The organism is Anabaena sp. PCC 7108, assembly GCF_000332135.1.
GTDB lineage: Bacteria > Cyanobacteriota > Cyanobacteriia > Cyanobacteriales > Nostocaceae > Anabaena.
The window spans coordinates 3,906,279-3,918,963 of record NZ_KB235896.1 but is presented as its reverse complement, the minus strand read 5'-3'; the positions used below and the strand labels follow the sequence as shown (position 1 = coordinate 3,918,963).

General features: G+C 41.3%; 11 protein-coding genes. 5 read left to right on the top strand and 6 right to left on the bottom strand.

Annotated elements, in window-relative coordinates; genetic code table 11:
* Positions 1 to 195: 195 nt before the first annotated feature.
* The 3 genes from ANA7108_RS0118520 to cobG all read right to left on the bottom strand — a co-directional run bounded on the left by ANA7108_RS0118520 (position 196) and on the right by cobG (position 3,214).
* Entirely contained in the window at positions 196 to 900 is a 705-nt protein-coding gene (locus ANA7108_RS0118520) for a precorrin-2 C(20)-methyltransferase (RefSeq protein WP_016952306.1), read from the bottom strand.
* A 2-nt stretch (positions 901 to 902) separates the two neighbouring features.
* Positions 903 to 1,529, bottom strand: coding sequence for a precorrin-8X methylmutase (locus tag ANA7108_RS0118515; protein ID WP_016952305.1), 627 nt, complete (start codon positions 1,527 to 1,529; stop codon positions 903 to 905).
* Between the two features lie 80 nt (positions 1,530 to 1,609).
* Complete coding sequence (cobG, locus tag ANA7108_RS0118510; RefSeq protein ID WP_016952304.1) at positions 1,610 to 3,214, bottom strand: precorrin-3B synthase; 1,605 nt, start codon at positions 3,212 to 3,214, stop codon at positions 1,610 to 1,612.
* Between the two features lie 343 nt (positions 3,215 to 3,557).
* Between cobG and ANA7108_RS0118505 the strand changes: the two genes are divergently transcribed.
* Together ANA7108_RS0118505 and ANA7108_RS0118500 are read left to right on the top strand one after the other, a co-directional pair.
* On the top strand, positions 3,558 to 4,445 hold the full coding sequence (locus ANA7108_RS0118505; RefSeq protein ID WP_016952303.1) for an Rpn family recombination-promoting nuclease/putative transposase: 888 nt from the start codon (positions 3,558 to 3,560) through the stop codon (positions 4,443 to 4,445).
* Positions 4,446 to 4,495: 50 nt separating this feature from the next.
* Entirely contained in the window at positions 4,496 to 5,704 is a 1,209-nt protein-coding gene (locus ANA7108_RS0118500) for a bifunctional cobalt-precorrin-7 (C(5))-methyltransferase/cobalt-precorrin-6B (C(15))-methyltransferase (protein ID WP_016952302.1), read from the top strand.
* A gap of 49 nt (positions 5,705 to 5,753) precedes the next feature.
* Here the strand turns inward: ANA7108_RS0118500 and ANA7108_RS0118495 are convergent, their stop codons facing one another.
* Both ANA7108_RS0118495 and ANA7108_RS0118490 read right to left on the bottom strand, forming a co-directional pair.
* Positions 5,754 to 6,362: a hypothetical protein gene (locus ANA7108_RS0118495; protein WP_016952301.1), complete on the bottom strand. Its 609-nt coding sequence runs from the start codon at positions 6,360 to 6,362 to the stop codon at positions 5,754 to 5,756.
* 204 nt (positions 6,363 to 6,566) lie between these two features.
* Positions 6,567 to 7,157, bottom strand: coding sequence for a thylakoid membrane photosystem I accumulation factor (locus ANA7108_RS0118490; RefSeq protein ID WP_026104297.1), 591 nt, complete (start codon positions 7,155 to 7,157; stop codon positions 6,567 to 6,569).
* Between the two features lie 709 nt (positions 7,158 to 7,866).
* Here ANA7108_RS0118490 and ANA7108_RS0118485 point away from each other — a divergent pair.
* The 3 genes from ANA7108_RS0118485 (at position 7,867) to ANA7108_RS0118475 (ending at position 12,337) form a co-directional block, all read left to right on the top strand.
* Entirely contained in the window at positions 7,867 to 9,204 is a 1,338-nt protein-coding gene (locus ANA7108_RS0118485) for a Mur ligase family protein (protein WP_026104296.1), read from the top strand.
* Between the two features lie 174 nt (positions 9,205 to 9,378).
* Complete coding sequence (gene ldpA, locus ANA7108_RS0118480) at positions 9,379 to 10,560, top strand: circadian clock protein LdpA (protein WP_016952298.1); 1,182 nt, start codon at positions 9,379 to 9,381, stop codon at positions 10,558 to 10,560.
* A 40-nt stretch (positions 10,561 to 10,600) separates the two neighbouring features.
* Positions 10,601 to 12,337 carry a R3H domain-containing nucleic acid-binding protein gene (locus tag ANA7108_RS0118475; protein WP_016952297.1) on the top strand — a complete coding sequence of 579 codons (1,737 nt, stop codon included), beginning with the start codon at positions 10,601 to 10,603 and terminating at the stop codon, positions 12,335 to 12,337.
* Between the two features lie 73 nt (positions 12,338 to 12,410).
* On the opposite strand, the gene ANA7108_RS0118470 is transcribed toward ANA7108_RS0118475, so the two are convergent.
* Positions 12,411 to 12,611: a hypothetical protein gene (locus ANA7108_RS0118470; protein ID WP_016952296.1), complete on the bottom strand. Its 201-nt coding sequence runs from the start codon at positions 12,609 to 12,611 to the stop codon at positions 12,411 to 12,413.
* Between the last annotated feature and the right edge of the window lie 74 nt (positions 12,612 to 12,685).

Genomic DNA, 12,685 nt, shown 5'->3' with positions numbered 1-12,685 from the left:
AATCCTCTTCCCCCTGCGCTTTTAATGTGTAAACTAGTAGTCTGTCAAATACATTTTGATGGATAGAGGGATAGAGTAATCAACCGCGAAGACGCAAAGAGCGCGAAGGAAGAAGCAAAGGAAGAAGAGAGGGAAGAAGGAAACATTTATTTACCCGTCAATTAGGTTTTGATAGACTACTAGATGTATGACATCTTAGAGTTTCTGTTTTGTCGGGATGACAATCATCGAAAAATATGGAACTTCTTCGGGATTCACTTCATCGAGTGGTAAAATTCGCTGTTGTGTCGTTGTTGCCCGTTCAATATATTTTGCCCGTGATGCTATTCCTAATTGATGGAGAACATCGCGGACTTTGGTAAAATGGCGACCCAGTTTCATGATTGCAGCTGCGTCTGTTGCTAATAGATGTGTAATTAGCATTTCTGTGGGCAGTGTGGCAGGTAGAACTGTGAGAATATCGTTGTAGTAGGTGAATGGTACGCCCAGGGAGACTGGACAGGCCATGAGTGAAGAAATACCAGGGACAACTTCCGTTTGGTATTTATCAGATAAACGCGTGAAAATATACATGAAGGAACCGTAAAAAAACGGATCTCCTTCACATAAAACAACCACATCCCGACCAGAGGCTAGATGGTCGGCAATCGGTTCAACTTCTTGGTCGTAGATGGATTTGGCTTTGTCGGGTTCTAAGGCACGGGGGAGATGATACAAAACCTCGATTTGATTACCGGGTAAATATTGCGACACTATTTTGCGGGCAATACTTTCCCGGTCTGTGGCTGATTGATAAGCTATGACGGGGGCAGATTGTAATAGCCGCAATGCTTTGAGGGTCAATAGTTCTGGATCTCCAGGCCCTACACCAATTCCATACAGACGACCTCCTGTGTTCATGATTATTCTTCCTCTGTGGCTAAGGCGTTAATGGCAGCTGCTGCGATCGCACTTCCGCCCCGTCTTCCATGTAAAGTTAAGAATGGTACGTTGCGGCTATCCGCTGCCAATGCTGCTTTTGATTCGGCTGCACCCACAAACCCAACGGGAAATCCTAAAATTAATGCTGGACGGGGAACACCAGTATCTAGCATTTCTAACAATCTAAATAGGGCTGTGGGTGCATTGCCAATAGCTACTATTGCCCCGTCTAGATGGAAACGCCATAATTCTAAAGCTGCTGCTGACCGCGTATTTCTCAACCTTTTCGCTATTTGTGGTACTTCTGGGTCGTTGAGAGTACAAATAACGTTATTGTTGACAGGTAATCTTTTTCTGGTGACACCTTCGGCTACCATACGGCAATCACACAAAATCGGTGCGCCGGCTGCTAAGGCTTTTCTACCTGATTCCACAGCAGTTTCTGAATATCCCAAGTCATTGACAATATCCGTCATTCCACAGGCATGAATCAAACGTACTGCAACTTTTGCTACATCTTCTGGAAGAATGTCTAAATTTGCTTCAGCCCGGATAATAGCAAAGGAACTACGGTATATTTCATCTGCATCACGTATATAGTTTGACATTTTCTTAGATTTTATATGTTAGATTTTGGTTTGGGATTGTTAACCGCAGTTGAAGAAGGAACAGGGAATGTGAGAAACCTTTAAAATGGTGTTTCCGACCCAATTGCTGCGGATAGTTGCGGAACTACTTCCTGTGTGGCTCTCCGTGTCTTTTCAATCAGATCAGATAAGGGTGGATAATCTAGTAGAGCATGATTTCGTTTAGTAAATTCTCCAAAGCTTTCTTGATGATTTAATCGTTGTATTTTATACGTTTTTAACATCTGTTCAATTAATGCCGGCAGTTCCCTAAAATTCACATATTCGTAAAGTTGATGACCAAACTTTTGTAAACTACCGTCACTGACATACACTTGATATCCTTCTAAAGTTTCCTTTTCTGACTCAATGCTGACCCCAAGCAAGGTAATATCAGCTTGATTATGTTGGGCGCAAGATTTTGCACAACCGCTAAAATGAATATTCACTGGGTAATCTAGGGTAATACAATTCTCGAGATATTTTGCTAATGTTAAAGCGTGGTCTTTAGTTTCAGTTGCCGAAGCAGCACAACCTCGTTTACCAGAACAAGCGACTAATGCAGTTTTAATATTAGCCGGAGAACAACTTAGTCCTAAGTTGCTAATTTCCCTTTCTACTTCGACAACTTGTTTTTCGTGAATATCGGTAATCAGCAAATTTTGCCAAGATGTCAACCTAATATTACCACTACCATATTTTTTTGCTAAATCAGCCAAACCTCTCATTTGTAAACTTTCTACCCTTCCTAGGGGTAAGACGACACCAATATAAAATAATCCTACTTGTTTTTGGGGATGAATACCAATTGAGTCTGCCGGAACAGTTATGATATCTGTTTGGGCTGGTAATTGGGAAAAGCTATGACAAACTAGGGGTTGGGAAGTAAGGGATTTGCTTTTAAAAGCTAAATGCAAATAATTTTCGATCCCTAAATCATTGATAATTTCCCGCAAACGTGGTTTGCGAAGACTGTTATGATCTGTATGTTGTAAATAAACATCTGCTAAAGCTGCTAAAACTGGTAAACATTCCTCTGGTTTTAATAAAATTCCTATATCTCTAGCTGGTTCTCCTTTTTCACCAATAGTCAAATAAAGACGGAAGTAAACATTACCTTCAACCAACACAGCCGCAAAGGTGATATCGTTCAGCTGATTCAATACGGAAACTTTACCACCACCATCAAAGCAAACGCTAAATTTAGCAGATAGTCCGCCTAAATGAGGATGTTCTGTAATATAATTATCCCAAGCTTTGACTAAGGGACGAGTATCGATTAATTCCTGAGAATCAATACCCGCAGTGGGGCTGGTCATAATGTTGCGAATATGGTCTACATTGGGATTGGCAGAACCTAAACCCAATTGCTGTAAATGCTGGAGAACTTCAATATTTATCCCGGTTTTGATTTCTCGGATTTGCAAATTGGCTCGATTTGTTACATCTACATAGCCACCACCATAATTATCGGCTATGTTTGCCATCAATAGACACTGTTCACTGTTAATATCTCCGCCTGGTATTCTGATGCGAGACAATATCCCATCTTGAGCGGGTGTGGTGTAAAATAAGCCTGGACAGGCGGTAAATGCGGACAACAAAATTAAAACTCCTTCTCTGTGTGACGCAGAGACAGAACTTGATAAACTCCTTATAGATGGCATTCTGACTTACTCAATTTTGGATTTTGGATTTTGGATTTTGGATTATTTTCTTACCCGTGTTTTTCCGAGTCTGGGGTTCTGAGTCAACCCCCAACAATCTAAAATCTCTTGTTCGGAAATCTAAAATTGCTTCACAGCTGCGGCACAGTCCCGGAATTTCACCGAAGTTTCCCAACTCTAAGATTTAGCAGTTTAGCACAAGGCGGTATTTATCGGTTTGAATATTTCAAAAAGTAATTTTGGTTCTACCGTTCCCTGCCCTTAGCAAGTTATTTATTTTGCACAACTACTTAGAATTACACGATAATTTTAAGAGAGATGGCTGTGGTTTGATTGAACTTGTATGCGACGTGACTCGATTTTTTATACTCTTTTCCAAAAATATCCGACACTGTTATTTGATTTATTGGAAAAAGCACCTGAGAATGCGGCTAGTTATCGCTTTGACTCAGTAGCAGTAAAAGAACCTAAATTTGAAATTGATGGTGTTTTTTTACCACCGGAAACTGAGGGTGCAGGGGTTGTTTATTTCTGTGAGATGCAGTTTCAGAAGGATGAACGACTTTATGAACGTTTATTTGGGGAATTGTTTTTATATTTTTATCGTCAACGAGACCGTTTTTGCAATTGGCAAGCGGTGGTGATTTATCCAACTCGTAGTACGGAACAGGGAGACATTGAACCTTATCGGTGTCTTTTGGTTAGTGAGCAGGTGCATCGTGTATATTTAGATGAGTTGGGGAAAATTCAAGATTTACCCCTTGAAGTAGGTTTATTGGTGTTAACGACGCTAAATGAGGATGAAGCACCAGCAGCAGCGCGATATTTGCTTAACCTTTCCCAGCAAGAGTTACAGAAAACAGAAGGCAATAACGCCATAATAGAGATTATTACCACAATTCTGTCTTATCGGTTCACTCGTCTAAGTCGTTTGGAGATAGAGGCTATGTTGGGGATACGTTTACAGGAAACTCAATTTTATCAAGATGTCAAAGAAGAGGGTAGACAAGAAGGTAAACAAGAAGGTAGACAAGAAGGTAGACAAGAGGGTGAAAAATCAATTGTTCTACGTCAATTAACCAAGCGATTTGGTGAAGTTCCTAGTGAGTTAAAATCTCAAATTGAGAAATTATCACTGGAACAGTTGGAAACTTTGGGGGAAGAGTTGTTAGATTTCGTCAGTTTGGATGATTTAGGAGTTTGGTTGGAACAAGAAAATGAAACCAATTAAAATAAATCGTAATTCGTAGTATTTAATTGAATCATTACGAATTATTATTTATGAATAAATGGCTATCAATAGTCGGAATAGGTGAAGACGGCATCCCAGGATTGGGCGCGATCGCTCTTTCTCTCCTTAACCAAGCTACAATTATTGTCGGTGGGGAACGTCATCTGGCTATGTTACCTCCAAACGACAACCGCGAAAAAATAACTTGGAAATCTCCTTTTAGCGCTTCAGTAGCAGAAATTATTCAGCGGCGTGGTCAAGCAATTTGCGTGTTAGCTAGTGGCGACCCGATGTGTTACGGTGTGGGTGCAAGTATTACAAAGCATATTCCTATTTCTGAAATTACGATTATTCCTGCACCTTCGGCTTTTAGTCTCGCTTGTTCTCGATTAGGATGGTCCTTACCAGAAGTGGAAACCTTGAGTTTATGCGGTCGTCCAGCTTCTCTTCTTCAATCTTACATCTACCCAGGTGCGAAGTTATTGATTTTGAGTTCAGGACAGGAAACACCGAGAATTGTCGCCGAACTATTGACAAATCGCGGTTATGGTGGTAGTAGAATTACCGTTTTGGAAAGAATGGGCGGTATTCATGAACGCATTTTAGAAGGTATCGCTGCATTTTGGCAAGAAACAGAAATCGCAGCTTTAAATACCATTGCAGTTGATTGTATCGCGGATGTTGGGGTAATGCCTTTATCGAGATTTCCCGGTTTACCTGATAGTGCTTTTCACCATGATGGACAATTGACGAAACGGGAAGTGCGAGCAATTACTTTATCGAGTTTAGCACCTTTACCGGGAGAGTTGCTTTGGGATGTCGGTGCGGGTTGTGGTTCAATTTCGATAGAATGGATGCGGAGTAATTTTCGATGTCGTGCGATCGCTCTTGAACAAAACGAAACTAGAATAAATTATATAGTCGATAACGCCGCAGCTTTAGGTACTCCCAATTTACAAATCATCACCGGAAAAGCACCGGAAATAATTCACAACTTACCCACACCAGACGCGATTTTTATTGGTGGTGGAGTCACCGCACCAGGACTTTTTGATATTTGTTGGAATGCGTTACGTCCTGGGGGAAGAATGGTTGCAAATGTTGTGACTTTAGAAGGTGAACAAACTTTATTTCAATGGTATGAAAAAGTGGGGGGAAATTTCACACGAATTTCTATTCAACGCGCAGAACCAATTGGTAAATTTTTAGGTTGGAAGGGAATGTCTCAAGTTACGCAATGGATAGGATATAAGTTATGAAAATCCTGATTAATTAAACGCAGATAAACGCAGGTAAACGCAGATGAAATCAACCAATCGGATAATTACCAGGATTCACCGCATGAATAAATTCACTACCTGAATGTGGTCTTCCTCGTTTATAAGCAGCTTCTTCTGGTTGACCCCAACCCAACTGCAAAATAACTTCTAAAAAGTTTGTGTTTTCCCATTTTAACAAACTAGCCCATTCTGTTCTTTTAGCAATTCTATCAACATCTAAAGTAGTGATTTTTTCGTGTAATTTACCATTACTCACACTTAAATATAACTCCATTTCAGATGTAACAGCATTCCAAAATTCCAGAATAGAATTTTTTGCAGTTTTCAAAATTTCCAAATCACTTTCTAAAGCAATTAACTGCGCGTCAACTTCTGGATAATGTAGAATTTTTCCCTTAACTATCAAATCTTTCCAGACAATCCCAGAAACTCCATTTTCTCGTTGATATTCATGAATCGATGCTTTAAAGTCTTGATATGCCGTAAACTTTTGTAGCCCTTCACTTGTGATAAACTGGTCGAGAACGGGATTGCCAGAGGCAGTCACCTCTAATTTAAGACGCTCTCCTTTCAGACAAGCTTGGCGTTCATCTGCTAAAATTTGGATGAGTTCCTGGGTAGTATAAACTTTTGACATCGGAACAAACCTAATTAGTAGTTATTAGTTATGAGTAATTAGTCATTGGTGAAGCGTAATTTAACCATTATCTCTTAACCGGAATAGAAATGCAGTATCAGGTAAAACTAAAAATATTTACCTGGATATAAAAAATGATGAATATAGAAAACAAGTCCGCTGGTGCGGACTTCTAGATAAGTTAATTATCGTATATGAAAGTGCTTATTGACTTAACTCACTGCTAAACTCATTAAATGAACGTTGCTTGAACTCAATTGACTGGTCACGAGGTAATAAATTGAAGACTTCTCGAAATTTATCGTCTATCTCTTCAAAAGGGACTTGACCCTTTTTATTCAAAACCACCTTACCCGACTGGTCAAAAATCACAACTTGCGGTACACCCCCTGAGTAGTAGTATCCTGGTTCCGTGGGGTCATAGCTTGCCTTAATGGGCATTGTATCAACATTTATCGGAATCATCTCCGCTGCTCGTCCATAGAATGCCTGAGTTTGAGAAATAAATACCGCATACTGTTTACAATCCTTGCTATCATCGACATAAAATGCCAGCAATGCGGGTTTATGTTGTGCTAAAGTCTGGGCTAGGGTTTGTCTGGGAGGAACCAAAGAACCATTTCCAGCATAAATTACGAAAATATTCCCTTCGTATCTATCATCTTTCATACCTGCCGAAGCTGGCTGTATACTTATGATAAGTAGACAAATCACCAACAATAAGCATTTTGACACCAACCGTCGCCAGTTAGCAATTATTTTAGTTTGTAAAAAAAGCCACTTCATGCTATTCATCAACTAGAACCTTTTAAGCTACTATTTTCCCTAAGTTTGTGCTGAATTCAACCCTTCCCACTTTAATATCATGTCCAGTTGTTCGCGTAGCGTCTCGTCAGAGATATACTTATCATTTAGACTGACGCGGAGACAGGGAGACGCTCTTACGCGGAGAATTTTTTTTGATAAGTGATTAGGCGGACATGATATAAGAGGATGTTTTAAAAGTTTTGGGCGAATATAATAGAGCCATTGGCACGCTCCGTAAACGCTCCTACACAGGCTAAGTCCGCCTTTACGGACTAACAGAAAATCAGGGTTTTCAAACCCACGCAGGTGGCCTTCCTTCCGGGAAGCCACTTTGTGTCTTGTCTGTGTAGCCGTGACTTACAGTCGCCTGGGCGAAGTAATAAATTAAACTTTTCCAACAACCTCTAAGATTAGTTATCTTCTTCCTTCTTCCTTCGCGTCCTTTGCGTCTTCGCGGTTCATTTAATCAAGATTATTCTGGTGGCAAGGGAGTAACCTAGATATATAATTACATCTACGCACCATTTTTTAAGATACCCTGTAATTGGTAATTGGGAAAAACTATTACCCAGTTCCGAGTCCCCCTATTCTCAATGACTCATAAATATTGAATTATTAATGTGTGGCTTTTTGTGCCAAGATTCGCTACACTTGCAAGATTAAATTTGTAATTAAAGACTATTCGTTAACAACAGCTGTGGGAAAGAAAATAGAACTTATAGATAGACTACAACTAGGTTTAGCGGTATCAATCGCTAAAAGTGTCACATTTTTCGTGCGATCGCTCCGTCTCGGTGCTGCTAGTGTATTACCAGGGTCTATTGCGCGACGCATTGAACCCCGAATTTTACAATTACTGAGTCAGCAAATTAAAAATGGGATAATTCTGATTGCGGGAACCAATGGAAAAACCACTACAGCCCTGTTATTATCTACGATTTTAGAACACAAAGGGTACAAAATTGCCCATAATGCTACTGGAGCAAATCTAGAAAATGGTTTAGCCACAGCTTTAATAGACAACGCGAACTTACTAGGTTCTCTAAATGTAGATTACGCCATTTTGGAAGTTGATGAAAATATTGTTCCCAAAGTTTTAAAACCTCTTCAACCCAGGATTATTCTCTGTTTAAACTTGTTCCGTGACCAACTCGATAGATATGGCGAAGTTGACACCATTAGCAAGCGCTGGACAAAGGTTATTTCTACATTACCAGAAGCAACGGTAGTTATTCCCAATGCTGATGATCCAACTTTATCAAATCTCGGTCAGCAATTAACCCAAAAAGTGTTATTCTTTGGGTTAAATGAACCAGAACATTATTTAGAAGCAATTCCTCACGCTGTAGATTCTATCTATTGTCCGAGATGTGGACATTCTCTTGATTATCAAGGGGTTTACCTATCCCATTTAGGAGATTTCACCTGTCCAAGTTGTGGTTTTACTAAGAGTAAACCAGCTTTAGAAAGTGGTGAATGGTCACAAATTCTGGTTGGTTTATACAATAAATATAATACTTTAGCCGCAGCTACCGCCGCCAAAGAATTAGGAATTGATGAAGTCACAATTAGAGAGACAATTAATAGTTTCCAAGCGGCTTTTGGTCGTGCCGAAGATTTAGTAATTGATGGAAAACGGGTGAGGATTTTATTATCTAAAAATCCTGTGGGGACAAATGAAACTATTCGTGTTGTTACTGAAAGTACAGATAAAACAACTTTGTTGGTTTTGAATGACCGCACCCCCGATGGTACTGATGTATCATGGATTTGGGATGTAGATACAGAAAAATTAGTAGAAAGAGGTGGGACTTTGGTTGTGAGTGGCGATCGCGTGTATGATATGGCGTTACGTTTACGTTATAGCCAAAAATCCGCCCAGAGTAACCTAAATTTGATTGTAGAAGAAGACTTGCGGCAAGCGATCGCTACAGCATTGGCACATACACCAGCCAATGAAACCTTACACATTCTCCCCACCTATTCTGCCATGTTAGAAGTGAGAGAAGTTTTAACAGGTAGAAAAATTCTTTGATATATATTTGATTGAGAATATTGCAAAATGTCAAGTAGCGAATCCACCAAATTGTGACAAATTGCACTCTCATAACCAGGTGCAAACCCGAAATAACTATGTAAAGAAATATAAATGGGAGCTTTTCTAAATTACAGGGTGTAATTTTCCGGCCGATAAACGCATAATAGAAGAGTGACTAATCTGTTAGCCCCTTTACAATCCCTACAACAAGGTCGCTGGTTCAAGTTAATTTGTGGAGCCAGTTACCAACATCTACCTGCGGTCAGAAGTTTAACATTAGCCTACACTTTGGCGGGCGCTGACTGCATAGATGTGGCAGCTGATCCAGCTGTGATTGCCGCAGCCCAAGCAGGTTTACTAGCAGCCAAGGATTTAGTGAGGGATGCCCAAGAGCGAGGCTTTGGCTTTCAAGGCAATTTACCCTTGTTAATGGTCAGCCTCAACGATGGAGAAGACCCCCATTTTAGAAAAGCAGAGTTTAATTCTAGTCATTGTCCCCCGGATTGCTCTAGACCCTGTGAAAAAATTTGTCCAGCACAAGCAATTGTGTTTAACAATATAGAAGATAGTTTTTCAGGAATTGTTGCTCAGAAGTGTTATGGCTGCGGTCGTTGCATCCCAGCTTGTCCCTATGACATAATTGATACAGTATCATATGTCTCAACTCCAGAAGCCATAGCTTCGCTTGCCAGAGGCAACGCACCACTGATCATGTCAACGGGAATAGAAGCCATAGAAATTCATACACAAGTAGGGCGTTTGGCAGAATTTCAGCGCTTATGGTCTGTGTTGGCATCTGGAGTAGATAAATTAAAGGTAATAGCTATCAGCTGTAACGATCATGAAGGACTAATTGATTACCTGCAAGCAATTTATAAAATCATTGCCCCCCGTCCTCAAGTTGTAATTTGGCAAACAGACGGGCGCTCTATGAGTGGTGACATTGGCGATGGAACCACTATAGCAGCCATAAAATTAGGGCAAAAAGTTTTGGCAGCAAATCTACCAGGATATGTGCAGTTAGCGGGCGGTACTAATAGCTACACAGTCCCCAAGTTAAAGGCAATGGGACTGCTTCAAGAGGCTCTTGTGCAGGGAGCAGGGAGTAAGGGAGAAAATTCCTCTCCTCTGCACCCAGCCCCCCGCCCCTCTGCCTCCATAGCCGGCATTGCTTACGGTAGCTACGCCCGTGTATTGCTGTCACCCATTCTTGAAAAATTAGAGAATCAGGAGGTGAGTCACACTAGTATTAAGGCAACAGGCCGTCTGGAAGAAGAACCAGAATTACTCTGGCAGGCTGTAGAGCTTGCCCATTCTCTCGTTTCCCAACTCAAGTCACAGCGGTATCCCTAATCGCTCATTCGTTATCTCTAAAAACGTCACCATAGAAAGCATGACGATTACAGAAGATCTCCAAAAGTTGTTAGACATTTTGCCCCAAGACCTGCGAAACGTACTAGAGAATCATCCCAAACGAGATAGTTTAGTTGAAGTGGTCTTGGACTTAGGTCGTCGCCCCGAAGCTCGCTTTCCCAATGAAGCTGAGTATCTAAGCGAAACACCGGTTACTCAAGCACAAATAGATGATTGCATTCAAAGAGTTGGAACCTTTGGCGGAGATAATCGGGCGGGAATTGAGCAAACTTTGCATCGGATTAGTGCCATCCGCAACCGTACTGGTAAAATTATTGGCTTGACCTGTCGTGTTGGTCGGGCAGTATTTGGCACAATTACCATGATCCGCGATTTGGTCGAAACTGGTCAATCGATTCTCATGCTCGGTCGTCCAGGTGTGGGGAAGACTACCGCCTTACGGGAAATTGCCCGTGTGTTGGCGGATGATTTACATAAACGAGTGGTAATTATTGACACCTCTAACGAAATCGCTGGAGATGGTGATGTTGCTCACCCGGCAATTGGTCGTGCTAGACGAATGCAAGTAGCTAAACCAGAACTACAGCACCAAGTGATGATTGAAGCTGTAGAAAACCATATGCCAGAAGTCATCGTTATTGATGAAATTGGTACGGAACTGGAAGCTTTAGCCGCACGTACTATTGCGGAAAGGGGTGTGCAATTGGTAGGTACTGCTCACGGAAATCAGATTGAAAACCTGATTAAAAACCCTACCCTTTCCGATTTGGTTGGTGGTATTCAGGCTGTGACGTTAGGAGATGATGAAGCCAGAAGAAGGGGTTCTCAAAAGACAGTTTTGGAACGCAAAGCCCCTCCCACGTTTGAGATTGCTGTGGAAATGCTAGAACGACAGCGCTGGGTAGTACATGAAAGTGTAGCTGACACAGTTGATACTCTGTTGCGAGGTCGGCAAGCCAGCCCACAAACACGAACTGTTGATGAACAGGGAAAGGTGGCGATTACCAGACAGCTATCTGTGGTTAATGGTCGCGGTGGACAGTTGGCTAGTGATGAAGAATCTTTCCCATCTGCTAGGCAGGTCAATGGCTGGCGTGCTTCTGGACAAATGGTCGCTCTGCCGCCTTTATCTCTAGAACGGGAACGTCCGAACGGACGCAGTGAATTTGACCGCTTGTTGGATGAATCTTTCAATTATTCAGACAGTATTGATTTCAGTACTCCTAAACTAGCCGGACCAAATGGGGAAGATTTACCATTACATATTTACCCCTATGGGGTGAGTCGTCATCAATTGGAACAGGTGATTAATGTCCTCACTTTGCCTGTGGCATTAACAAAAGATATCGATAATGCTGATGCAATTTTAGCATTGCGATCGCACGTTAAAAACCACGCTAAGTTAAGGCAAATGGCAAAAGCTCGTCATGTGCCAATTCATGTGATTAAGTCCAGCACCATTCCCCAAATTACTCGTGGTTTGCGGCGGTTGCTGAACATGGATGATCCAGAACTGGGCGATGACCGAGAATTACAATTGTTACTTCACAATGGCAGTGATGACGAGATGGACGCTTTGGAAGAAGCAAGACTTGCGGTTGAGCAAATTGTCATTCCTAAGGGTCAGCCTGTTGAGTTATTACCTCGTTCTTCTCAGGTTAGAAAAATGCAGCATGAGTTGGTAGAACATTATCGACTCAAGTCTGACAGTTTTGGGGAAGAACCAAATCGTCGGTTAAGGATTTATCCGGCATAATTTCAAAACGTCAACTACCCACACTGTATTCGGAGAGTTCTCATACAGTGTGGGCTTTAGTACTCAGTAGTAATCACAGAAACTCGTGCAAGAATTCAAAGGGATTATCTTCCCAACATGGTTCTGGTACTAACCACACCAATTTACTTTTGATTTCCGCTTCAATTTCATCACTGTCGTCTCTATCAAACAGTAATATCAAAGCCTCCCAGTCGCGTTCTCTGAGGGAGGTGTATGGAGAAGAATTTACCTGTAGATTATCCGAGTAATTCACAAGCACTACGTTATTAATTTTTACACTAAGTGAACATATTCATAGGCAAATGACCATATTCTAGTGTAAAAACG